The 21,107-nt window shown below is 64.4% G+C and carries 20 protein-coding genes; 8 read left to right on the top strand and 12 right to left on the bottom strand.

Annotated elements, in window-relative coordinates; translation table 11 throughout:
* Positions 1-266: 266 nt before the first annotated feature.
* Both LMT64_RS07835 and bshC read left to right on the top strand, forming a co-directional pair.
* A complete protein-coding gene (locus LMT64_RS07835; RefSeq protein WP_126351192.1) occupies positions 267-941 on the top strand; it encodes a Crp/Fnr family transcriptional regulator in 675 nt (224 codons plus the stop codon).
* Between the two features lie 62 nt (positions 942-1,003).
* Positions 1,004-2,650, top strand: a complete 1,647-nt coding sequence (bshC, locus tag LMT64_RS07830) for a bacillithiol biosynthesis cysteine-adding enzyme BshC (protein ID WP_229253139.1) — start codon at positions 1,004-1,006, stop codon at positions 2,648-2,650.
* A gap of 70 nt (positions 2,651-2,720) precedes the next feature.
* Here the strand turns inward: bshC and LMT64_RS07825 are convergent, their stop codons facing one another.
* The 4 genes from LMT64_RS07825 to trhO all read right to left on the bottom strand — a co-directional run bounded on the left by LMT64_RS07825 (position 2,721) and on the right by trhO (position 6,077).
* The gene (locus LMT64_RS07825; RefSeq protein ID WP_126351193.1) at positions 2,721-3,290 is read right to left on the bottom strand and encodes a hypothetical protein; all 570 of its coding nucleotides are present in this window, start codon (positions 3,288-3,290) and stop codon (positions 2,721-2,723) included.
* A gap of 50 nt (positions 3,291-3,340) precedes the next feature.
* Positions 3,341-3,922, bottom strand: coding sequence for an RNA polymerase sigma factor (locus LMT64_RS07820; protein WP_229253138.1), 582 nt, complete (start codon positions 3,920-3,922; stop codon positions 3,341-3,343).
* Between the two features lie 155 nt (positions 3,923-4,077).
* Positions 4,078-5,082: a LacI family DNA-binding transcriptional regulator gene (locus LMT64_RS07815; protein WP_126351195.1), complete on the bottom strand. Its 1,005-nt coding sequence runs from the start codon at positions 5,080-5,082 to the stop codon at positions 4,078-4,080.
* Positions 5,079-6,077: an oxygen-dependent tRNA uridine(34) hydroxylase TrhO gene (gene trhO, locus LMT64_RS07810; protein WP_229253137.1), complete on the bottom strand. Its 999-nt coding sequence runs from the start codon at positions 6,075-6,077 to the stop codon at positions 5,079-5,081. Before trhO ends, LMT64_RS07815 begins: the two co-directional genes overlap by 4 nt.
* A 172-nt stretch (positions 6,078-6,249) precedes the next feature.
* Here trhO and LMT64_RS07805 point away from each other — a divergent pair, with 172 nt between their 5' ends.
* Together LMT64_RS07805 and LMT64_RS07800 are read left to right on the top strand one after the other, a co-directional pair.
* Positions 6,250-8,376 carry an ABC-F family ATP-binding cassette domain-containing protein gene (locus tag LMT64_RS07805; RefSeq protein WP_126351196.1) on the top strand — a complete coding sequence of 709 codons (2,127 nt, stop codon included), beginning with the start codon at positions 6,250-6,252 and terminating at the stop codon, positions 8,374-8,376.
* Between the two features lie 69 nt (positions 8,377-8,445).
* Positions 8,446-8,901 carry a hypothetical protein gene (locus LMT64_RS07800; protein WP_126351197.1) on the top strand — a complete coding sequence of 152 codons (456 nt, stop codon included), beginning with the start codon at positions 8,446-8,448 and terminating at the stop codon, positions 8,899-8,901.
* Between the two features lie 307 nt (positions 8,902-9,208).
* Here the strand turns inward: LMT64_RS07800 and LMT64_RS07795 are convergent, their stop codons facing one another.
* A complete protein-coding gene (locus tag LMT64_RS07795) occupies positions 9,209-11,122 on the bottom strand; it encodes a cation:proton antiporter (RefSeq protein WP_229253136.1) in 1,914 nt (637 codons plus the stop codon).
* A gap of 79 nt (positions 11,123-11,201) precedes the next feature.
* Between LMT64_RS07795 and mglB the strand changes: the two genes are divergently transcribed.
* Both mglB and mglA read left to right on the top strand, forming a co-directional pair.
* The gene (mglB, locus tag LMT64_RS07790) at positions 11,202-11,687 is read left to right on the top strand and encodes a GTPase-activating protein MglB (RefSeq protein ID WP_229253135.1); all 486 of its coding nucleotides are present in this window, start codon (positions 11,202-11,204) and stop codon (positions 11,685-11,687) included.
* A gap of 18 nt (positions 11,688-11,705) precedes the next feature.
* A complete protein-coding gene (mglA, locus tag LMT64_RS07785) occupies positions 11,706-12,296 on the top strand; it encodes a GTPase MglA (protein WP_126351200.1) in 591 nt (196 codons plus the stop codon).
* A 98-nt stretch (positions 12,297-12,394) separates the two neighbouring features.
* Here mglA and LMT64_RS07780 read toward each other — a convergent pair whose 3' ends face one another.
* The 4 genes from LMT64_RS07780 to LMT64_RS07765 all read right to left on the bottom strand — a co-directional run bounded on the left by LMT64_RS07780 (position 12,395) and on the right by LMT64_RS07765 (position 16,974).
* Positions 12,395-13,891, bottom strand: a complete 1,497-nt coding sequence (locus LMT64_RS07780; RefSeq protein ID WP_126351201.1) for a superoxide dismutase family protein — start codon at positions 13,889-13,891, stop codon at positions 12,395-12,397.
* A complete protein-coding gene (locus LMT64_RS07775; protein ID WP_126351272.1) occupies positions 13,891-15,120 on the bottom strand; it encodes a PQQ-dependent sugar dehydrogenase in 1,230 nt (409 codons plus the stop codon). Before LMT64_RS07775 ends, LMT64_RS07780 begins: the two co-directional genes overlap by 1 nt.
* 173 nt (positions 15,121-15,293) lie before the next feature.
* On the bottom strand, positions 15,294-15,971 hold the full coding sequence (locus LMT64_RS07770; protein ID WP_126351202.1) for a superoxide dismutase family protein: 678 nt from the start codon (positions 15,969-15,971) through the stop codon (positions 15,294-15,296).
* A gap of 139 nt (positions 15,972-16,110) precedes the next feature.
* The gene (locus LMT64_RS07765) at positions 16,111-16,974 is read right to left on the bottom strand and encodes a menaquinone biosynthesis family protein (RefSeq protein ID WP_126351203.1); all 864 of its coding nucleotides are present in this window, start codon (positions 16,972-16,974) and stop codon (positions 16,111-16,113) included.
* Positions 16,975-17,072: 98 nt separating this feature from the next.
* Between LMT64_RS07765 and LMT64_RS07760 the strand changes: the two genes are divergently transcribed.
* Positions 17,073-17,609, top strand: coding sequence for a CAP domain-containing protein (locus LMT64_RS07760; protein WP_126351204.1), 537 nt, complete (start codon positions 17,073-17,075; stop codon positions 17,607-17,609).
* Here LMT64_RS07760 and ribF read toward each other — a convergent pair.
* Together ribF and LMT64_RS07750 are read right to left on the bottom strand one after the other, a co-directional pair.
* Positions 17,606-18,496 carry a riboflavin biosynthesis protein RibF gene (ribF, locus tag LMT64_RS07755; RefSeq protein ID WP_126351205.1) on the bottom strand — a complete coding sequence of 297 codons (891 nt, stop codon included), beginning with the start codon at positions 18,494-18,496 and terminating at the stop codon, positions 17,606-17,608. The genes LMT64_RS07760 and ribF overlap by 4 nt on opposite strands.
* Positions 18,493-19,008, bottom strand: coding sequence for an NUDIX domain-containing protein (locus tag LMT64_RS07750; protein WP_126351206.1), 516 nt, complete (start codon positions 19,006-19,008; stop codon positions 18,493-18,495). The genes ribF and LMT64_RS07750 overlap by 4 nt, the downstream gene beginning before the upstream one ends.
* Positions 19,009-19,104: 96 nt before the next feature.
* On the opposite strand from LMT64_RS07750, the gene dgt reads away from it, so the two are divergent.
* Entirely contained in the window at positions 19,105-20,244 is a 1,140-nt protein-coding gene (dgt, locus tag LMT64_RS07745; RefSeq protein ID WP_126351207.1) for a dGTP triphosphohydrolase, read from the top strand.
* Between the two features lie 11 nt (positions 20,245-20,255).
* Here dgt and LMT64_RS07740 read toward each other — a convergent pair whose 3' ends face one another.
* A complete protein-coding gene (locus LMT64_RS07740) occupies positions 20,256-21,104 on the bottom strand; it encodes an ion transporter (RefSeq protein ID WP_126351208.1) in 849 nt (282 codons plus the stop codon).
* Between the last annotated feature and the right edge of the window lie 3 nt (positions 21,105-21,107).

Genomic DNA, 21,107 nt, shown 5'->3' with positions numbered 1-21,107 from the left:
ATCTCAAGAGGCTGCTTCGGAAAATCGCGGAGGTGGGCGTACCTGCGCGGGTTGTAGGCGGGCGGACTGGCACTGGCACAGCTCCGCAGCAGAGCGAGGAGACAGAGACTGGCTTTGAACCTCACACCCATGTTCCGGATGACCTCTACGACATCACAAGTTTGAACGCAGAACTTTCCGACGCTTTTGCGTGGCAATTGCACCACCACGCGCCACAATGTGAAGGAGGTCGCAAGTCGGACGGCTCTTGTGGCAAACTGTGGGTCATGACCCCTTCTGCTTTCGCGTCCCTGCCGGATTCGGTCCTGGACCATTTGCGGGCAGCGGCCCGAACCGGGCGCTGGGGACGGGGCGGGCTGCTGTTTCATCCTGACGACCCAGCCGATACGCTGTACCTGATCACACGCGGCAGTGTGCGGGTGTACTCGCTGGGCGGCGGTGCACGTGAAGTCACGCTGGTCGTCCATCTCGAAGGTGAATTGGTGGGTGTCCAGGCGTTGCAAGAAGGCCAAGTCTATGGCCGCTACGCCGAGTGTGCCGATGACACCGAAGCGTTGATGTTCAGCCGCGAGACCTTGGGTCGCCTGCGCCGTGAATCACCAGAAGTCGGGCAGGCACTGACCGAGCAGATTGTGGCGCAAACAGCTGAGTTGCAAGCCCGTCTGGCGGGGCTGGTCTTTTATGAGGTGTCACAGCGTCTGGCGCTGACCTTGCTGCACTTCGCCGAGCGCCAAGGTGGATGGGACGGCGCTGGGCCGTTCGCCTTGCAAGACCGACTCTCACATCAGGAGTTGGCGCACATCGTGGGCAGTACCCGTGAAACCATCACCAAGCTGCTGGGCGAGTTCCGCAACCGGGGCCTGTTGGACCTGGGCTACCGCCGCATTGTCCTGACTGACCGGAGCGGCCTGCTGGAAGCGACCCACGAACCACTGCGTTAACCTCGGAGTCCCTTGCAAAAGCTGTGATGGTGCGGTCTGCTCCCATGAGCTAGCCTGTAGACGTGTCCGAAGTCACGCCCGCCGACGCTCCTGCCCCTGACTCCCGCCCCCAGAGCGTGGCCGCAGCCTACCGCCAGGGCCACCTGAATAAGCTGTTCTCTCAGGCGCAGAGCAGCGGTGGGCCACGGGAATGGGTGCGGACGCTGGTGGCGTCGGGCGGGGCCAGCCATCAGCCCACAGCGGATGAACGCTCGGCACTGGTTGCGGCGCTGCGCGACTACCATGCCCACTTGGGCCTGCTGACGCCCGCTGCCCAGGCGGCCCTGGACGACCTGGCCCATCCCCAGGGCCGGGTGGTGGTGGCCGGACAACAAGCCGGCTTGCTGACTGGTCCCGCCTACGCTGTCCACAAGGCCGCCGACGCCGTGCTGCTGGCCCGTGAACTGAGTACCCCGGAGGCTCCGGTGCGGGGTGTCTTCTGGATTGCCAGTCAGGACCATGACGGCGAAGAAGTGGCCTGGGTCAGCTTGCTGGACATGGAGGAAAGGCTCTGGCGCGAGGTCATGGAACTGCCGGAAGGCATACCGGTGGGCCGTATTCCCTGGCAACCCGAGTGGACCGGGGCGCTGCGTGATCTGCTGATGCGCTCCCAGGCTCCGCAGCCGCACCGGGAGGCGGTGCTGGCCCGCATTGAAGCTGCCACCGCGCCTCTGCCGGACGGGAGCACGCCGGGTTGGGCCGATGTCTTCGCCCGGCTGATGTTCAGTCTGCTGGGCGATCAGGGCCTGATCTTGCTGGACCCTATGTTTCCGCCGCTGGCCCGCCTGATGGCCCCCACGCTGGCCCGTGAGTTGAGTGACCCGCTGGCTGGCCCCGCCCAGATTGAGGCGGCCGCCCAGACGCTGCTGGAGATGGGCCTGACCCCACAGCTTCGCCGGCCGGCCGGGGCAACCAACCTGTTTCTGGAAGAAGAGGACGGCCAGCGGAGGCTGCTGCGCGTGGAAGGGGAGACGTTCGTTACCGACACGCAGAGCTATCACCGCCAGGAGTTGTTGGACCTGCTGGAGCATGATTCCACCCGCCTGACTCCGGCGGCGGGGCTGCGACCCACCGTGCAAGACGCGCTGCTGCCCAACTTGGCCCTGATCCTGGGCGACGGCGAAATCGGGTATCTGGCGCAGCTGAGCGAGGTATACCGGCGGCATGGGGTGACCCAGCCGGTGGTCTGGCCGCGCCTGAGCGTGACCTGGTTGGAACCCAACGTGGCGCGGCTGCTGCGCCGCTTGGGGGCCACCGCCGCCGAGGTGCAGGCTGACCCTGCAGGCGTGCTGGGCCGCGCCCTGGCCGCCGAGCGTGGGCTGAGTGCCACCAGCCAGGAGCGCCTGCGTGACCTGAGCCAGCAGTGGGAGGCGCTGGGCGCAGAACTGGCCGCGCTGGACCCTACCCTGCAGCGCAGCAGCGAACGTGCCCGCCGCTCGGCACTGCGGCACTTCAGCGCCCTGCAGACGCGCGCGCTGGCGGCCCTGGCCCGTGAGGAGGACACCCGCACCGGGCAGCTGCGGCGGCTGACTACGCATCTGCTGCCGCACGGCCATCCCCAGGAGCGCGAGCTGAGCTTCATGACCTATCTGCTCAAGCACGGGCCTGTCGTGCTGGCCCTCTTGCTGACTCAGGAGGCCGGAGCGCGGGTAGAGGTAGAGATTCCGTAGAGAGATAGAAGGGGAGGTGTCAGCCTCTGGTCGCTGTGCCTCTCTTACGGCGTAGGAACGCAAGCGGTCCTTACTGCAACTGTATCCTGACGAGCTTGGGCGTGCCTGTCAGAGAGAGCCAGAACTGGCCGTAGCGTGCCGAAGGAATGCCCCCATTGGTCGTATAACCTTTGCTGGCGTTGACCTTGACAGCTTTCAGGATTGGGTCATAACCAAAGCCTGCGGGCGAGACATTTTCCAGTCCCAGTAAGGGCAAGGCGGCCTTATTTAAGACCATTTTGTCGCTGACCCGTATCTTGAGCACGGTACTCTGACTCTCTGCACCTTTCTGCAGGTTGGCCAGGACATACACTTCGTTGGCAGCGCCAAGTGTAGCGCTGAGCAGAACCGAATCCTTGCCAAACTGATCGGCGTCAAACAGGACAGTCCCGTTGGCATTGGTATTCTGGCGGTAATACAGCTTGTCCCCTCTGGTGGTGATGCCTTGGGCCGTCAGAAGCGGGGTATACAGCTGATGCCCCGGCTTGGTCTGGAAAATATGCAGCGGGGTGGTCGCCGCGCTCGTAACGCCCAGAACGGCGCCGGATAAACCGATTAGGGCAAGTTTTGTGGCGGCAGCATGGTGGAAGGGGAGACTCATAAACCGAGCTTAAGTCGCTTCTGCTGACCAAGAATGAGGTTTTTATCCCCTCAGTGCACCTGCTCCCGCAGCAACTCGGCCAGCTGCTCCTTGGCGCGGTACACCCGGCTTTTGGCCGTTCCCAGTGCCACGCCCTGAATCTGAGCGATCTCCTCGTAGGGCAGGTCTTCCATAAAGCGCAGCACCACCGCCTCGCGGTAGTCATCTGGCAGTCCCATCAGTGCCCGCTGTACGCGGTCCCGTGCGTCGGCACTCTCGGCGGCCCGGACTGGGGAGTGGGCCTCACTGGGCACCTCATAGCCGATTTCCTCGTGCGCCTGATCCAGACTGAAGCGGGCGTGCTGTTTGCGGCGGTGTGACTCGATCTGGGTGTTGCGGGCCACCGTATACAGCCAGGGCAAGAAGCGCTGCCCCGCCTGGAAGGCCCCAAAGGACCGCCATGCGCGGTAGAACACTTCCTGGGTCAGGTCCAGTGCATTTTCACTGTTGCCTTCCAGACGGTAAAGGTACCCGTAGATGCGGCCCTCGTATTCGCTGATCAGCTCAAACCACGCCTGCTCGTCTCCAGTCAGCAGCAAGGCATGTTGCTCAGCACTGATCAGGTCGGTGGGCTGGGGGGCCTGAGGATCCATTGTCTACTAGATTACTCTAAGGCGGCCTGGCGCGGAGACAGCTGGCCTGAAGGGGTAGACGTGACATACATCTTTTAGGGGACATTTGCCCGGCATACTGAGGCCTGACCCATATCAAAGGCAGTCACGGGCTTTTTAGGCCTTATGTGCAGTATTCAAGCACTACCGCGCAGGGCCAGCCGGGGTTCAATCATCTGCCATTGCTGCTCGCGCCGGGGACGACCGGAACGCTGCTCATTCAGGCGGTCCAGCAGCATCCGGGTGCCGCGCTCGGCCAGCAGTTCCAGCGGCTGATGCACAGTGGTCAGGTCGTACAGGGCCGCCTCCAGGTGATCACCATAGCCGATAATCCTCAGGTCCTGACCTACTGGCATTCCCCGCGCCTGAGCCACTTCAAGCAAAGCCACCGCGATGCTGTCGGCGTGGGCCATGATCGTGACCTGCTCCGGCACTTGGTCCAGCACCTGTTCGGCCACGCGGTATACGTGGTCTTGCAACCCCAGGCCCAGGCGGCGCACCGTGCGCCCGGACTGCTCCACTGCTTCCGTAAAGCCATGCCGGATGGCGGCCCGCTGCGGCAGTTCACGTTCTTCGGTGAGCCACAGGCCGACCACCTCACCAGGCAGGCCAGCCGCGTACTCGCCGGCCAGCCGTCCGCCCTGCCAGTTGTCTATGGCCACATAGTCCAGCTTGGTCGAGATAGACCCCAGCCGCACGGCAGGTGGCCCCGGCTCCTCCGGGTCCCAGAGCCGATGCATCGGTTCACTGCAAATCAGGACCCCCTGGGCGCTCCGGCTGGGGTGGCTGGGCAGAAGTGCCCGTTCCAGGCGGCCTGGAACATTCAGTGGAAAGGCGGCAATGTCGTAGCCTTCGCTTCCCAGAACCTGCTCAATGCCGCCCAGGATCCGGCTTTCCCAGGGAGAGTACAGGTCTTCCATCAAGACGGCGATCAATTGCTGGTCGGTAGGGGCGGGGCGGCGGCCAGGCGAGGGCTGATAGCCCAGATCGGCCATCACCGCCATGATCCGCTCCCGGGTGTCGTCACGCACCGAGGGGTGATTGTTCAGCACGCGCGATACGGTCCCTACCCCTACACCTGCCACCTGGGCCACCGTGTGAATGGTCGGTCGCCCTTGACCATTTTTGCGGCGGCGGGTCATGGTGTCACCTCAGGTCGCCGTCCTTGGCCCTGCTGCTCGTCGTGCCACTGCTGACGCTCACGGAAGGCGGCCTTCTGCGCCTCGGTGGTGTCGCCGTAGCAGTGCTCACAGCTCACGCCCCGTTCAAAGTGCGGGTGCTGGCGGTCTGCGGCCTTCAGCGGCCAACCGCATGACCAGCACATTTCGGCCTGCCCAGGTTGCAGGCCGTGACCCACGGTCACCCGCTCATCGAACACGAAGCACTCGCCCTGCCAGCGGCTGCGCTCCACCGGCATGGCTTCTAGATAACGCAGAATACCGCCCTGGAGGTGAAACACGTCCTGGTAGCCGCGCTGGAGCAGCAAGCTGGTGCTTTTCTCGCAGCGAATGCCCCCGGTGCAGAACATCGCCACCTTTTTGCCTTTCAGCTGATCCGCGTGTTCGTCTAGCCACTGCGGAAACTCGCGGAAGGAGTCTGTCTGGGGGTCCAGGGCACCTTCAAAGGTTCCAGCCTGGTGTTCGTAGCGGTTGCGGGTATCGATAACGACTACGTCTGGGTCGTCCAGCAGATCGTTCCAGGCTTCGGGGTCCAGGTAGTGACCCACCAACTCGCGCGGCTGCACCTCTACGCCCAGGGTCACGATTTCCTTTTTCAGCCGTACTTTCATGCGCTTGAACGGCTGTGCGGGGGCGCGTGATTCCTTGTACTCCATCCGGTCAAAGCCCAGCGTCAGCAACTGCGTGTGCAGCGCTGTGATGGCGTCGCGGCTGCCTGCCACGGTACCGTTGAGGCCCTCTGGGGCCACGATCAGCGTGCCGCACAGGCCCAGAGTGGTGCAGAGCCGTTTGAGCTCAGCGTGTAAGGCGGGTGCGTCCGGAACGGCGCGGAACTGGTACAGCGCCGCGACGACCCATTCGCCAGACGGTGCTGGAGCGGACTGGAGGGCGTTCAACGTGGATGGGGTAGAGGTCTGGGTCATAGGGAAATCCGGGGCGAAGGATGCGTGGGAGAGCATCACCGAGGCTACAGGGTTGATGCTGAGTATTGTGACAAATCCATCTGACAGGCTTCTTCTGACAGATCACAGTTTTCTGTCTGGGGTCGGGTATCTGCCGCGCCCCTTTCCGGCCAGACGCCAGATCCTGTCGCCTCACCCCTCGGCTAGACTGGGCGCGTGACCCGCCGCGTTGTTTCCCTTTGCCTTCTGCCCACCACACCCAGGACCTGTTACGCCGCCTAGTTCTACCCTGATTTACGCGGACAGCCTGCGGCTTGGCCTGGGCGGCGGCGACCTGTTGGCTGGCGTGTCGCTGACCCTACAGGCAGGCGAACGGGTGGCCCTGCTGGGCCGCAACGGAGCCGGTAAAACCACGCTGCTGCACCTGCTGGCGGGGCGGCGGGCTCCCGACAGCGGCGAGGTCTGGTGGTCGGCAGGACTGCGGTTGGTCCTGCTGGACCAGCACCGTGACTTTGGCCCGAATGAGCGGGTCGGAGAACTGCTTGATGCGGCGCATCCGTACCGCGCCCTAGAGGCCCAGGCGGCCGCGCTGGTAGGTCAGCTGGGCGACCCTGCCGCCCTGGAGCGCTGGACCGCGTTGCAAGCCCGGCTGGAACTGGCTCAGGCCGCCGCGTGGCCCGCCCGAGTGGGACGGATGTTGGCCGCGCTGGGGCTGCGTGACCTGCCGGACCTGCGCGGGCGTGAGGCACGCAGTCTGTCAGGCGGCGAGCAGACCCGCCTGGCGCTGGCACTGACCCTGGCCCAGGAGCCGGACCTGCTGCTGCTGGACGAACCCACCAATCACCTGGATGTCCGAATGCGCGAGTGGCTTGAACACCATCTGCGTTCGCTGCGCAGCGGTGTGTTGCTCACCAGCCATGACCGCGACTTTTTGGACGCGGTGTCGGGCCGCTCACTGTGGCTGGCGGCAGGCGACCTGACCGAGTATCCCGGTGGCTACAGTCAGGCGCGGGCGCAGCGCGAACTGGAGCGGCGGACCCGCAGCCGTCAGGTGCGGCAGCAGCAGCGGGAATCACAGCGACTGGAGGCCGCCGCCGGGCAACTGGACCGCTGGGGCCGGCGCGCCCGCCCGGTACGTTCGCGGGCAGGACGGGTCAGCGTGCCGGGTGCGCCTCTGCCTGAGCGGCAACTGCGGATGCGGCTGCTGTCCGGCGACGCCCGCGCCCGGCTGCTGGCCTGGGGCGAGCATTTGAATGTGACCTACGGCGAGCGCCGGGTGCTGCGGGACGCCCGCTTCAAGCTGCGCCAGGGGGACCGGGTCTGCGTGCTGGGGGCCAACGGCACCGGCAAGACCACCCTGCTGCGCCTGCTGGCCGGAGAACTGCGCGCAGACCCCGGCATAGACGCGGCGCTGCGGCTGGCGGGCGGCGTCACACTGGCCTATCTGGACCAGACCTGGCACGGCCTGACCCCCGGCGAGGGGCTATACGCGCAGTTCGAACGGCGCTTCGGGGACGTGGCGGCGGCGCTGCTGGGCGCGGCGGGCTTCGGGGCAGCCCACTGGCCGCTCACGCCTGAGCAGCTCTCAGGTGGCGAGCGTTCCCGCGCCGGCCTGGCGCTGGTCAGTGGGCTGCGCTCGGACCTGTTGCTGCTGGACGAACCCACCAATCACCTCGACATTGAGGCGCTGCAGGCCCTGGAAGGCGCGGTGCAGGCTTACGGCGGCGCACTGGTGATCGTGACCCATGACCGCCGCTTTGCCCGCGAGGTGGCGACCCGCCTGTGGGTGATTGAAGGCGGCGAACTGCGTGAAGTTTTGGGCTGGGGCCGGAGCGAATACACCGATCCAGCCCGCGTACTGGACGGCGATCCGCCCCCGGCTCCCCCTCCACCCAGTCCACCGCAGCAGATGTTCCGCCTGGAGCGCCGCTGGCTGGATTTGCAGACGGCGCTGGACGCGCCAAGCCGCCCCAGTGGGCGTGAAGAAGCCCGCCTACGCGCCGAGGCAGCGGCGGTGCAGCTTGACCTCTACGCCGCCTATGCCGAGGTGTATGCGGCAGAGGTCTGGGACGCCGAAGCCCCTGAACCGCCGCTGCGGGTGCGCGGGGTGCGCTTTGAGACGGGCGGGATGTTCTGGGCCGCTGGGCAACCCGACTGCCCCCACCTGGCCTGGGACGGGCACACCCTGCGTCCGTCAGACCCTCTGCCCGCCGAATACGGCGCGGCGCTGCTGGGTGGGGCACTGCGCCTGCTGTTTGAGCGCTGGAACGTGGGCCGGGTACGCCTAGGTGCAGGCGGGCGCTGGCTGACCCGCCGCGAGTGGTTTGGGCAGCTGGGGCTTGTCGGTGGTGGATAGTGGCCGTACAGGATGCGCGGTTTCGGTTCCGCCGGCCACCTCTTTGCCCCCTCCCGTATACTTGCCGCTATGAGTGATGTGATGAAAGGCCGCATCGGCCAAGAAGGCGAAGGCTTCGGCGTTCGCTGTGAGATTCTGGAGGACAAGATCGTAGGACGCGCCGGAAGCCGCCTGCACGGGAAAAACATTGAGCTGGAAATCACCGAAACCGGTGTGCAGGGCAGCGTGGGTCAGCAGACCATCAACGTGTCGCTGGAAAGCGGCGAACTGCGCGGCATGGTGGGCGACCAGAAGTTGGTTCTGCGTGGTGTGGACCGTGTCACTGGTCACTTCGGTGAGCCGATCATCGGCTGGAACATCACAGCGACCCAGACGGGTGAGAAGCTCGAAGGACGACTGGGCAGCACGGTGCTGGGCCGCCCCTTCAGCCTGGACCTGGCCGGAGCACCCGGCTGGGTCGGTGCCCTGGTCGCCGTGGTGGCCTTTTACGCCCTGGAACCCCGCGCCAGCGCCAAAGCCGGCTGAGGGTAAAGACGCCTCAAAAAGGCTGGGCCACCTCCGGGTGGCTCAGCTTTTTTGGGTGCTGCCTACGGTGAAGCTAAACCGCGCCTCAAGCGCCAGGTTGGGAAACCGAGTACGACTCCGACTCCCCATAGCACTCCTGAAGGGCACAACAGTTGACAAGGGTGTTTCGCTGATCTGGGCGTGCCAGCATCCAGCCGACGCCAGCCAGCGTGGGCACGGGCAAAGGCGCTGTCACCGGTAAAAGAAGTAGGCCAGGGACCAGCATCCTCATCAGCGTGTTGTATCTCACACGCGTGTACTGTCCCGTTTACCTCCCGGTGTCCATTTGCTCCGGCTCCGCCACGTTGGTGGTGGCTTCCTGTGGGCTGACAGGCTGCGGCTGCTCAGGGCTGTGGCTGCCAGGAACGGTATCCGGCGCGCCAGGCGGTGGAACCAACGCGATCAACACGGTCCCTGCCTGGGCCGTGTCGGGAAGGCCAGTGGCCACCTGCATTCGGCCTTCGCGGCCATAAAACAGCAGCAGGGCGTTCTCCGGCAATTCGGTGCGGTAGTGCTCCAACGTGTACTCGTCCGTCAGGCGGGTGCGGCGCAGCTTGGCCCCTTCTGCAAACATTTTCTGCAGTTCGCTGAAGGTCGGCGTACCTGAAAAAGCGCTTTGGGCGCTGTAATTGTCGTTGATCTGGGTACGGCGGTTCTCACCCCCCGGATAGAGCTGGAACACGTGGGCGCGGCCAAAGGATTTTTCATACTTGCGGGTGGTTAGCGTATTGGCTTCGTCGTTGGGCGTCAGGGCCAGCAGGTTGCCGATGCCCTCCATGGGAATGCGGTCGGCGGCCTCGCTGAGCAGGCTGCCGTAGTGGCCGCCTAGACCTTCCATCCGGGCCTGGGCAATGTTGGCCGGGTTGGTGTCAGCCACCAGCACGTCCACCCCCTCGTTCTTGAGGGCCAGGGCCAGCTCGCGTGCCCAGAGATGGGCCCCCACCACCAAGAAGCCGTCCGGGTCAGCCTGGGCCACCCCAAGGGCACGGGCCACTGGCTTGGCAGTCAGACTGACCAGAATCACAGTACCGACAATCACTGCAAACACCAGCGTGAGCAGTTGTTCGCCGCCAGGTACACCCAACTCGGTCAGGCGGCTGGCGAACAGCGCACTGACTGCCGCTGCGACGATGCCGCGAGGTCCGATATAGCTGATAAAAGCCCGTTCCTTGAGGTTCAGGTTGCTGCCCGCCGTGCTGATCATCACGCTTATGGGCCGCACGATCAGGATCATAAAGGCCAGCAGCAGCAGCGGGGCAGGCTGGAACACCCCCAGCAGCGCCGAAGTGGGAATGTTGGCCGCCAGTGCCACAAAGATGGTACTCAGCAAAATCACGACCACTTCCTCTTTGAAGTGCAGCAACTCGTTCAGGCGCGGCACGTTCATGTTGGCCGCCATCATCCCCATGATCGTGACGGCCAGCAGGCCAGATTCCGGAACGAAAATGTCGGTCAGGCCAAAGGCCAGCAGGGCCCAGGCCAGCACCGCCGGGTTCACCAGATGGTCGGGGATAATCTCACGGCGCAGGGCCCAGATCATGGCCAAGCCCATCACGACGCCAAAGATGGTGCCGACCCCGATAAAGGTCGCCATCTGGGTCAGGGTGGCCGTCAGGGCTTCGTTACCGCTGCTGGAGCGCACCCACTCGAAGGCGATGGCCGCCGCCAGTACGCCGATGGGATCAATCAGGATGCCTTCCCAGCGCAGGACACCCGAGACACGGGCATTCGGGCGGATGTTTTGCAATAGCGGCGCGATCACGGTAGGGCCGGTCACAATCACCAGTGCCCCGAACAGCGCAGCCACACCCCAGTCCAGCCCGGTGATGAAGTGTGCTCCGGCCGCCGCCAGCACCCAGGTGACCAGCGCACCCACGGAGATCAGCCGGGTGACGGCCAGGCCGTGTCCGGCGATGTCCTTGAAGCGCAGTGTCAGGCCACCCTCAAACAGAATCACGGCAACGGCCAGTGAGGTGAGGGTGCTCAGACCTGTCTGGGTGAGGGCGGTTCCGGGACTGATGACGTGCAGGAGTGGGCCGACCAGGAATCCGGTGAGCAGCAGCGGCAAAATGGCGGGAATCTTGAGGCGCGAGGCCAGAATCTGGGCGGCCAGCCCCAGGGCCACGATGATCGGTAAGACGACCACCGCATGGTCCAGGGCATGGGCAAAATCAACGTCCATGAGCCACAGTATGCCGCCCAGGGGCTGCCCTGGCTTTTGTCAGGCTCCCGTGCTTAAGGCTTTCTATACTGGCCTCACCATGATTGAACCCACCCTGGCGCTATATGGCGACGCTTATGACAAAGTGGACCGTCACCTAGAGGAACTGCTGAAAAACACTGGTGTACGGTACTGCCTGCTGGTGGACCGCAAGGGCTTTGTGCTGTCTCACAAAGAAGCCATCTGGGCTCCCGACCCCCCGGCGCTGGACAGCGTGGCCACGCTGGTCGCCAGTAACGCTGCGGCCACCTCAGCGTTGGCCAACATGCTGGGCGAGCATACCTTCAGTGAGCAGATTCATCAGGGTGAAAACGGCACGCTGTACGTGGAGTCGGTGGGCGCCGAGAGCCTGCTGACATTGATTTTCGATTCCACCGTACCGCTGGGCCGCGTCAAGGTACAGACCAAGAAGACCATCGCTGAAGTTGCGGCCATCCTTGAAGCCCTCAAGGACGCTCCTGCAGTCGAGTTCGACGAAGACTTTTCCAAAGGTGCCAGCGCTCTGCTGGACGACCTGCTCGGCTGAGGCCAAGAGGAGCGCGCCATGAGTACCATCAACTTTGCTGCCCGCGAGATCAACTGCAAAATCGTCTATTACGGCCCCGGTGTGGCCGGTAAAACCGTCAACCTCAAGTACGTCTTTTCCAAAGTTCCCGAAGAGCTGCGTGGTGAAATGGTCAGTCTGGAAACCGAGGACGAGCGCACCCTGTTTTTCGATTTTATGCCGCTGGAACTGGGCAGCGTGCAGGGCTTCAAGACCCGCTTTCACCTGTATACCGTGCCGGGCCAGGTGTTTTATAACGCCAGCCGTAAGCTGATTCTGCGCGGGGTGGACGGCATCGTCTTCGTGGCGGACAGCGCCCCTGAGCGTCTGCGGGCCAATGCCGAGAGCATGCGCAACCTGCGCGAAAACCTGGCCGAACACGGGATTGACGTGAACACCATTCCCATCGTGCTGCAGATCAACAAGCGCGACCTGCCGGGTGCCCTGCCGGTCGACATCATCCGCTCGGTGATTGACCCTCAGCGGAAGATGCCCGTAATTGAGGCTGAAGCGATCAATGGCAAAGGCGTCTTTGAGTCGCTGAAGCTGGCCTCCAAGCTGGTACTGGACCGTCTGGCCAAAACGGCCTGAGCAGGCCAGACTCGACCTGGCTACCAGAAAGTTCATTTGATAAAAGGACACCCCCGAACCAGGGGTGTCCTTCATTTTTGATTTGAACCTTGGTCAGCTCAGAAGCGGCTGAAGCGGGTCAGCTTGAAGGGCGTTTCGGGAGTGCCGCTGCGGCGGTTCAGCTGGCCCTGTACCACCACCAAGTCATTTCCAACAGCGGTCAGGGTGGTGGGAAAGCGCAGGCCACCCAGCGGCTCTTCGGCCACCAGGGTGCCGCTGGCATAGTCGGCGGCCAGCTCTACGCGGCTGACCACCTGCGCCGTGTTGCGGGCGACGTATAGCGTCCTTCCGTCCAGCCACAAGCCGTCGGCGTGGTCCAGTCCGGTCATGACCCGCGCGACAGCTTTGGTCCGCAGATCCACTCGCCAGAGGTCGCCGGTATTGGTCTGGGCAATCAGCAGGGCGCGGCCGTCTGGCGTGGCCACAATCCCATTGAGGTTGACGCCCTCGCCATACTGGATCGGCGTCCCACTCAGATCCAGCCAGGCGCTCAGCTCCATGTCAGGCGACACACGGAAAATGACTGGACGCTGGCTGTCGGTCACGTACACAAACCCGTCAGGGGCCAGGGTCAGATCATTGACGAACGGCGCGGGGCTCTTAGGAGTCTCCAGCACCTTCAGCACCATGCCGCCCTTGTCCAGCACGCTGACCGTTCCCTGAGCACCCCCCGCGATCCACAGCCGTCCCTGGGGATCAAGTTCCAGGCCTACGGCGGCCTGGCGGCCCACCGCACCGCCGGGGCTATGCAATTTGACTTCGCCGCTCTGAGCGTTCACGGCGTAGATGTTGCCGTTCTGGCTGCTGCCAGTGAGCAGCAAGCCGCGCTGCGCATCGTAAGCCACGCCTTCGGGGAAGGTCTGGGCACCAGGCAGCTCGTAGTCGCGCAGGCTCAGGCCCTGGCGCACCAGGGTGCCGCAGACGATCCGGGCACCAGATTTACCGGCCGGGTCCGACTGATGGTCGTCGGCCTGGGCATGGATCATCAGCGTGCGGGCCAGTGAGCCATCAGGGCCACTCAGGCTGATTTTGTCGGTGGTGAAGCTGGCGCGGGCGGTGCCGTCGGCTCCGGCGGTCAGCATCGGCAGGTCGCCGCCGTGACCCTCCTTGTTGGGGGTGGTGGGGGTACCGTGGTTGCTGCTCTGGCCGGGATCAAAGTGCCCGCCCGCCGCGCCGAAGGCCACGGTGGTGTTGGTGGCCGGGTCAATGCCGGGGGCACAGGCGCTGTTTTCGTGAATGTGCATGCCGTGTTGCCCGGGTGTCAGCCCCTCGACTTCCAGGCTGACCTGCACGCTGTGCGAGCCGCTGGCCTGCACAAAGGTGGCCTGACCGACGCGCTCACCGCCTGGGTTCACCAGATCAGCGCGGGCCGTCAGAGGCTGTGGGGCAGTGGGGCGCAGAGGCATGGGAGCCGGCTGCGCTGGGACGGGTGGCACAGGAACAGTCTGGACTGGAGCAGGGACCGTGACTGGGGGTTCCAAGCCGCCTGCAGTCGCCAGGCCCAGGGTCAGGGTGGCCAGCAGGGTTAGGCCAAAAGTCGCTGGTTGGGCTTTCATCAGGAGTCTCCTTCGTACTGCACGCGGTAGATCACGCCGCTTTGGTCGTCGGTAAACAGCAGGCTGCCGTCGGTGTAGGTGGCGACGCCCGCCACGCGACCGAACTGCTTCCAGGTGCCGTCCTCAGGAAACACGAAACCGGTGACGAAAGGCTCGATGCGCTCCGGCTCATTCTGGGCATTGAACACGACACGGGCGATCTCATAACCGCTGGGTTCCGAACGGTTCCAAGAGCCGCGGAAAGCCACGAACGCGTCGCCCTGGTACTCGGTGGGGAACTGCTCGCCGGTGTAAAACTGCATCCCGATCGCGGCGGCGTGGGCATCGTAGTTCAACTCACTGCCGGTTGTCTCAGCGCAGTATTCCGCCTTGGTGATGCGGCCAGGGATCTGGCTGCTGTTGGTATAGGGGTCAGGCGTGGCGTCTGTGCCATAGCAAAAGGGCCAGCCATAGTTCTCACCGCGCTGTAGACGGTTCAGTTCTTCAGGAGGAATATTATCGCCGTGCCAGTCGGACCCCTGATCCATCCCGAACAGCTGACCGGTCATCGGCTGAAAGTCGAAGCCGATGGTGTGGCGCAGGCCACGGGCGTACACTTCGCGCCACTGACCGTCCGGGCGAATACGCAGCGTGGTAGCTTCTTCGGGGTTCTGCGTGGGGGCGTCGTTGTTGGTGGACCCGAAAGAAGCGTACAGGTAGCCGTCCGGTCCCCAGCGCAGGCCACGGGCCGGATGCTGCCCAGCGTCAGGGAAGCCGTCGGCAAATACGCGTGGCGTACTCAGGCTGCCGTTTTCACGGAGATCCATCACCCAGATGGTCTTTTCGCCAACAGCGTAGAGTTTGCCGTCTTTGACATCCAGCCCATGCACTTTGCTGAGGTTCTCGGCCACCTTGCGGCGCTCCAGAGCGCTGAACTGGCCGTCCCCGTTGCGGTCCCTCAGGTACCAGATATCTCCCTGGGCGCGGCGGGTCAGATAGATTCCGCCGTCGTCCATGACGTGCATCATGCGGGCGTTGCCTAGCCCCGTCGCCATGACACTGATCTCAAAGCCTTCTGGGACAGTCAGCCGCTCCAGCTGATCGGCGCTGAAGCCCAGAGCGACTGGCTCAAAGCGGGTGGCCGTCACCGTGACGGCAGGTTCAGGCGCGGGCAGGGGGCGTGGCTGAGGGACGGGCTGCTGCGCCAGCGCCAGGCCGGACAAGGCCAGCGCGGCAGTGGCCAGAATCATTTGGTATTTCAAGGGAAAACCTCCAGCTCTCAGTATTTGCACAGCCAGTCATCAGAAAGCTAGGAAAATTCTCATTTGAGGAGGTTGCTAAGAAAAAATAAAGCCCATTTAAAGAACGAAATGCCCTGGCCAAACAAGCCAGAGCGCTCCAATTACAGTTTTGGTGCTGTGCCTTAGCGGGTCACGACACCGCAGCTGACCCGGGCTCCGGCATTGCCTGCGGGATCAGTAGCGTAGTCGTCGGACATGGCATGGACGACCACCGACTTGCCCATTACTCCGAAGAAACCGTTGACAGATATTTTCTGAGTGACAAAGTCAGCCTCGGCGCGGCCATCTTCACCCACCGTCAGCATGGGCAGGTCACCGGCGTGGCCCAGCAGGCTGGAGGTCGTGGGGGTGGCATGGTTGCCGGTCCCCGCCGGGTCAAAGTGGCCGCCTGCAGCGCCGAATGGCGTCACTTCTCCCGTCTGCTCGTTGCGGCTGGCTTCACACACCCCATTGGCGTGGACATGCATGCCAGCCTGTCCGGGCGTCAGGCCAGAGGCCAGCACCTGTACCCGCGTGCCTCCCTCCACCTGCGAAAAGCGGACGCTGCCGCGAATTTGCCCCTCTGCATTCAGCAGCGTGGCCTTGGCGACGTAAGGGCTGGGGACGTAGCCACCACCAGTGGTGGGCGTGGTCGGGGTCGGCTGCCCTGGAGCAGGACTGACCGGCGCAGTTTGTACCGGGGCTGGTTCGGCGGGCGTAGGGGCAGGTGCGCCGCCGCCAGCCAGGGCAGCTCCAGTGAGGGCCAGGGCCAGCGCGGGGACCGTGAGGGTCAGGGCAGAGAAATGGGACAGTTTGTGCATAAAAACCTCCGGAGTAGGTTGGATCACCGCCGGTGGCGGTGTTCAACTCTGGTGTAAAGATGTGACGTACCTGGAGTCTGCCGTCTGAAGAATGTGCGTTGCTCAGAGGCACATGAAAAGATGTTGGTGGAATGGACCCTCACCCGGGTACGAACAGGGGTTGTGCGGTGGGTGGAACCACGCCCAGGGCCAGCGCCCGGCGGTGCAGCTCGTGTACAGCACGTTCGCCCAGTTCGCCTACATCGCGGCTGAATTCGTTCACGTACAGGTCAATGTGGGCCTGCATGACGGCATCATCCAGTTCCAGGGCGTGCTGACGGATATAGTCCCGCGCGGCCTGTGGGTGGGCCCAGGCATGGTCAATGCTGGCCCGCACGGCTTCCTGAAGGCCGCGCTGCACCCCCAGCGGCAAGTCGCGGCGCACCAGAATGGCCCCCAGGGGCAGGGGCAGGCCGGTTTCGGTGTCCCACCACTCGCCCATGTCACGCACCCGCACCAGCCCGCGCTGGGCGTAGGTAAAGCGGCTTTCGTGAATGATCAGCCCAGCATCTATTCCTTCGCCCTGGTATTCGCCGCGCTCCACAGCGGGCATGACCTCGTCAAAGCGCATTCGGACAGGCACCGCGTCAGGCCAGGCCAGGCGCAGCAGCAATTCGGCGGTGGTCAGACGGCCTGGCGACGCCACCCGTTTGCCGTTCAGGTCGCCCAGTTCTTCACGGGCCACCACCAGTGGCCCTACCCCACGCCCCAGTGCCCCGCCAGAGCGCAGCAGGGCGTAGCTATCCAGTACCTCAAAGGCGGCCCGGTAGCTGATCTTGGTCAGCGGCAAGCGGGACGTGCCGGCCCAGTCGTTGAGGGTCTGCACGTCGCTCAGCACTTCGCGCACCGGAAGCGGCGAGGGGACCAGCCCAGCCTGGAGGGCATGGAAGATAAACGTGTCGTTGGGGCAAAAGGAATAGCCCAGGTCCAGTGTGTGGGCTGCAGGGTTCCGATGAGCAGACATGGCCCCAGGCTAGCGGTCAGGCAGCGGGGCAAGTGTGGGGTTTAGGCCTCGCGTCTCCGCCAGAACTCTGCCAGAGCCGGCACTCTAGCTTAGGAGACATGAAACGGCTGCTTCCTCTGGTGGTGCTGGGCCTTACCGCTTGCTCGGCTGCGTCTCATCCCCCTCTCCCTGATGAGCTGAAGTACACCTGGTATCCCAGCACCGACCGCACCGCCAGTGCCGATGAGCTGGCGGTACTGGCGCACACCAATGCTGCCCGCGCTGCGGGGCAGACCTGCGGCCAGACCCCTTATCCACCCGCTCCCGCACTGGTCTGGAGCGACACGCTGGCCCACGCCGCCCGCAACCACGCGCAGGACATGGCGGCGCGGCAGTATTTTGGGCATGTGACCCCAGAGGGCGTGACGGGTGCCCAGCGCATGACCCTGGCGGGCTACCGCTGGCAATACGCAGGCGAGAACTTGGCCGCCGGACAGGACACCGCTGCTCAGGTGGTGGCGAAGTGGCTGGCCAGCGAAGGCCACTGCCGCAACCTGATGAACCCCAACTTTACTGAGTTGGGGGTAGGCGCTGTGGCCCATGCGGACAGGTATGGCAGGTACCACGTGCAGAATTTCGGCCAGCCAGCGCGTTAACTCAGGGCGTCCCGGGCTGCCTGAGCATCCCGGCCCAGCTGCGCCTTGAGTTCTTCTAGGCCGCTGAACCGCTGTTCGCCGCGCAGTCGCCGCACAAAGTGAATCTGGAGTTCCTCGCCGTAGAGCTCGCCCGCATAATCGAACAGATGCACCTCGAAGCGCCGCTCCTGGCCGCCCACCGTGGGCCGGAACCCGATGTTGGCCATGCCGTCCCAGGGCTGGGATTTGTCGTTCAGCACGCGCACGGCGAATACCCCCTGTGGCAGCGCTTTGCCTTCAGGCACCTGGATGTTGGCGGTGGGATAGCCGATGGTGCGCCCCAGCTGATCGCCGCGCACCACCACGCCCTGCGCCGAGTAGAGGCGGCCCAGTAGCCGCGCCGCGCCCGCCACGTCGCCTTCACGCAGGTATTCACGTACGCGGGTGCTCTTGATGTCTTCACCGCTTACGCCGTGAATGGGAACCACCACCACGTCACGGGTGACTTCACGCAGATCGTCTACGCCCCCAGCCCGCGCCTTGCCGAAATAAAAGTCCTCGCCCACCACGATGGCGCGGGGGCGCATCTGACGCAGGTCGTCCAAGAAAGCCGCCTTGTCGCGTGCCGCGAACTCGCGGGTAAACGGCACCGCTACCGTCTCGTCAATGCCGTACAGCGCCATCAGTTCCAGCTTTTCCGGCAGGGTGGAGAGGTATTCGACGCCTTTCATCAGGACCTTGGTGGGCGGGTCGAAGGTATACACCACGCTAGGCACGCGGTACTCACGGGCTTTGGCTTTGAGCTGGGCCAGCAGCGCCTGGTGTCCCAGATGCACCCCATCAAAGGAGCCGATGGCCAGCACGATGTCGGTGTCGGGGCGCTGGTCGGGGGAGATGTAGGTTTTCATCGGCTCTCCATCTGCCGCCCCAAGGCGAACAGCGCCGCCGTAACGGTGGTGGCGCTGCCGACCGTGCGCCCGTCCCGCAATTCGTCCAGTACCTCGGCGGGCCGCCGCCAGATCACCTCAATGTCTTCGTCGTCGTCCATCGGCAGACGCGACTCGCGCAAATTGGTCGCTGCAAAAATGTGCAGTCCCTCGTCACAGAAGCCGGGGCTGGCGTAGAAGAAGGTCAGTTTTTCCAGGTCGGCGTCAAAGCCAGCTTCTTCCTGCAGTTCGCGGCGCGCCGCTGCCGCAGGGTCTTCGCCCTTTTCCATCAGCCCGGCAGGCACTTCTAGCGTGGTCAGGCCCAGCGCGGGGCGGAACTGGCTGACGCACAGCATCTCGCCCTGTCCGTTGAGGGCCAGCACCGCCACCGCGTCGGCGTGACGCACCACCTCGTAGCGGCCATTCAGGACCTCCAGCCGCACGATGCGCCCGTCATAGATCAGTTCGGTTTGCGTCGGAACAGGGTCAGCCATGCCTCCAAGTTTATGCGAGCAGGGCAGGGCACGGCACGCCTGGATTCTGATCAGCTGGCCTGACTTCCGGCCACTGCTCAGTTTAGACTCCTAGGCATGCTCACCCGTCAGGACCTTGAAGCCCGCGAAGTGCAGCTGCTGGCACCTTACGCTACGCTGAGCCGTGAGTCGGGCGGGCGCGAGTACCCCGAAGCCGAGAGCGACTCGCGCACGGCCTTTCAAAAAGACCGGGACCGCATCCTGCACACCGGGGCCTTTCGGCGGCTGGAACACAAGACCCAAGTGTTTCTCAACGTGCGTGGCGATCACTACCGCACCCGGTTGACCCACACGCTGGAAGTGCAGCAGGTGGCCCGTTCGGCGGCGCTGCGGCTGGGCCTGAACGAGACGCTGGCCGAGACGGTGGCCCTGGCCCACGACCTGGGCCACCCGCCTTACGGGCACGCCGGCGAGCGGCTGCTGGACGAACTGGTACGCACCCACGGCGAGCCGAGCGGCTTTGACCACAACCATCAGGCGCGGCGCATCGTGACCGAACTGGAGGAGCGCTACCCCGACTTTCCCGGTCTGAACCTGACCCGCGTGACCCTGGACAGCCTGAACAAGCATGACCGGGCGCACTCGGACCAGGCCGCTCTGGAAGCCCAGTTGGTGGATGTGGCCGACGCCCTGGCCTACACCGCGCACGACCTGGAAGACGGGCTGCGCTCCGGGCTGCTGGAAGAAGGTGAGCTGCTAGGGCTGGGACTGTGGCGCGAGATACTGGACCGCTGCGGCCTGAACGGTGTGACCCTGACCAAGCGGGAACGCCGCACCCTGCACCGTGAGCTGTTGGGTTTCCTGATCGGTGATCTGACGCGGGCCAGCGCCCAGGCCATTGCCGCCAGTGGCGTGCAGAGCGTGGCAGAGGTACGTGCCCACAGCACGGCGCTGATCGTGCATAGTCCGGCGGTGGCGGCGCTGTTGGGCGAGGCCCGGCAGTTTCTGTTCGCCCAGCTATACCGTCACTGGCGCGTAGAGATGCAAGTGAGCCAGGCCGAGCAGATCCTGACCACCCTGTTCGGGGCGTACCTGGCGCGGCCCGCCATGCTGCCGCCTGCTTACGCCGCCCGCCTCAGCGAAGTGGGCGAGGTGCGGACCGTGTGTGACTTTATCGCCGGGATGACCGACCGCTACGCCCTGGACATCTACGAGGAGCTGACCCGCCCCGGCCTGGGGATGGAGTGGGTGCGCTAGACCTTAGACCCTCACCCCGGCAGATTCTCGCCGCAGCGCTTGCAGTAGTGGGCGTCGGCGTCGTGTTTGTTCAGGCCACATTGGGGGCAGTGCCGCCCCTGCCGCGCTGCCTGAGCTTCTTGTAGCCCAACCGTCACGATGCCGGTAGGCACCGCGATGATCGCGTATCCCAGCAGCATCGCCAGGCTGGCCAGAAACTTGCCAGCGCCGGTCTGGGGCGAGATGTCGCCGTATCCTACGGTGGTCACAGTCACGATGGCCCAGTAGATGGAATTGGGAATGGACGTAAAGCCATTTTCGGGGCCTTCAATCAGGTACAGCAGCGTTCCGAAGACGATCACCAGGCTCAGCACCGACATGAAAAAGACGGTGATGCGCTCACGGCTGGCGGTCAGGGCCTCGCCCAGTAAGGTGGCCTGATCGGTGTAGCGGGCCAGCTTGAAGACCCGGAACATCCGCAGCAGCCGCAGCGCCCGGATAATCAGCAGGTACTGACTGCCGGGAAACAGCAAGCTGAGGTAGGACGGCAAGATGGTCAGTAGGTCCACCACGCCGTAAAAGCTGCGGGCGTACTTCAGGGGACGCCGCGCTCCCAGCAAGCGTCCCACATAGTCCAGCGTGAAGAGGATGGTAAAGGCCCATTCGACCCAGCGCAGGATGTTGCGGGTGGCGAGCGGCAGTCCTGGCAGGCTTTCGAGCATCACCGCCAGAACTGAGGCCACGATCAGCACGATCAAGACCTTGTCGTAGAGGCGGGCCGCCGGGGAGTTCAGGCCGAAAATCAGGTGTCCCAGAGACCGCCGCCAGGGAGCGCGGTGATCCGCATAGGGCGGGTGCTGGCGCGGAGTGGGATCAGACATGCT

The organism is Deinococcus radiophilus, assembly GCF_020889625.1.
In the GTDB taxonomy this organism is placed as follows: Bacteria; Deinococcota; Deinococci; order Deinococcales; family Deinococcaceae; genus Deinococcus; species Deinococcus radiophilus.
The sequence above is the reverse complement of the archived record's forward strand: the minus strand, read 5'-3'. Positions and strand labels throughout refer to the sequence as shown.

Coding starts and splice junctions, on each gene's coding strand:
- LMT64_RS07765 (WP_126351203.1), bottom strand. CDS start 16,974: ATGTCTGCTCATCGGAACCCTGCAGCCCACACACTGGACCTGGGCTAT.
- mglB (WP_229253135.1), top strand. CDS start 11,202: ATGATTGAACCCACCCTGGCGCTATATGGCGACGCTTATGACAAAGTG.
- LMT64_RS07815 (WP_126351195.1), bottom strand. CDS start 5,082: ATGACCCGCCGCCGCAAAAATGGTCAAGGGCGACCGACCATTCACACG.
- LMT64_RS07835 (WP_126351192.1), top strand. CDS start 267: ATGACCCCTTCTGCTTTCGCGTCCCTGCCGGATTCGGTCCTGGACCAT.
- LMT64_RS07820 (WP_229253138.1), bottom strand. CDS start 3,922: ATGGATCCTCAGGCCCCCCAGCCCACCGACCTGATCAGTGCTGAGCAA.
- LMT64_RS07795 (WP_229253136.1), bottom strand. CDS start 11,122: ATGGACGTTGATTTTGCCCATGCCCTGGACCATGCGGTGGTCGTCTTA.
- LMT64_RS07825 (WP_126351193.1), bottom strand. CDS start 3,290: ATGAGTCTCCCCTTCCACCATGCTGCCGCCACAAAACTTGCCCTAATC.
- LMT64_RS07780 (WP_126351201.1), bottom strand. CDS start 13,891: ATGAAAGCCCAACCAGCGACTTTTGGCCTAACCCTGCTGGCCACCCTG.
- mglA (WP_126351200.1), top strand. CDS start 11,706: ATGAGTACCATCAACTTTGCTGCCCGCGAGATCAACTGCAAAATCGTC.
- ribF (WP_126351205.1), bottom strand. CDS start 18,496: ATGAAAACCTACATCTCCCCCGACCAGCGCCCCGACACCGACATCGTG.
- LMT64_RS07750 (WP_126351206.1), bottom strand. CDS start 19,008: ATGGCTGACCCTGTTCCGACGCAAACCGAACTGATCTATGACGGGCGC.
- LMT64_RS07760 (WP_126351204.1), top strand. CDS start 17,073: ATGAAACGGCTGCTTCCTCTGGTGGTGCTGGGCCTTACCGCTTGCTCG.
- LMT64_RS07800 (WP_126351197.1), top strand. CDS start 8,446: ATGAGTGATGTGATGAAAGGCCGCATCGGCCAAGAAGGCGAAGGCTTC.
- LMT64_RS07770 (WP_126351202.1), bottom strand. CDS start 15,971: ATGCACAAACTGTCCCATTTCTCTGCCCTGACCCTCACGGTCCCCGCG.
- LMT64_RS07775 (WP_126351272.1), bottom strand. CDS start 15,120: ATGATTCTGGCCACTGCCGCGCTGGCCTTGTCCGGCCTGGCGCTGGCG.
- dgt (WP_126351207.1), top strand. CDS start 19,105: ATGCTCACCCGTCAGGACCTTGAAGCCCGCGAAGTGCAGCTGCTGGCA.
- trhO (WP_229253137.1), bottom strand. CDS start 6,077: ATGCTCTCCCACGCATCCTTCGCCCCGGATTTCCCTATGACCCAGACC.
- LMT64_RS07740 (WP_126351208.1), bottom strand. CDS start 21,104: ATGTCTGATCCCACTCCGCGCCAGCACCCGCCCTATGCGGATCACCGC.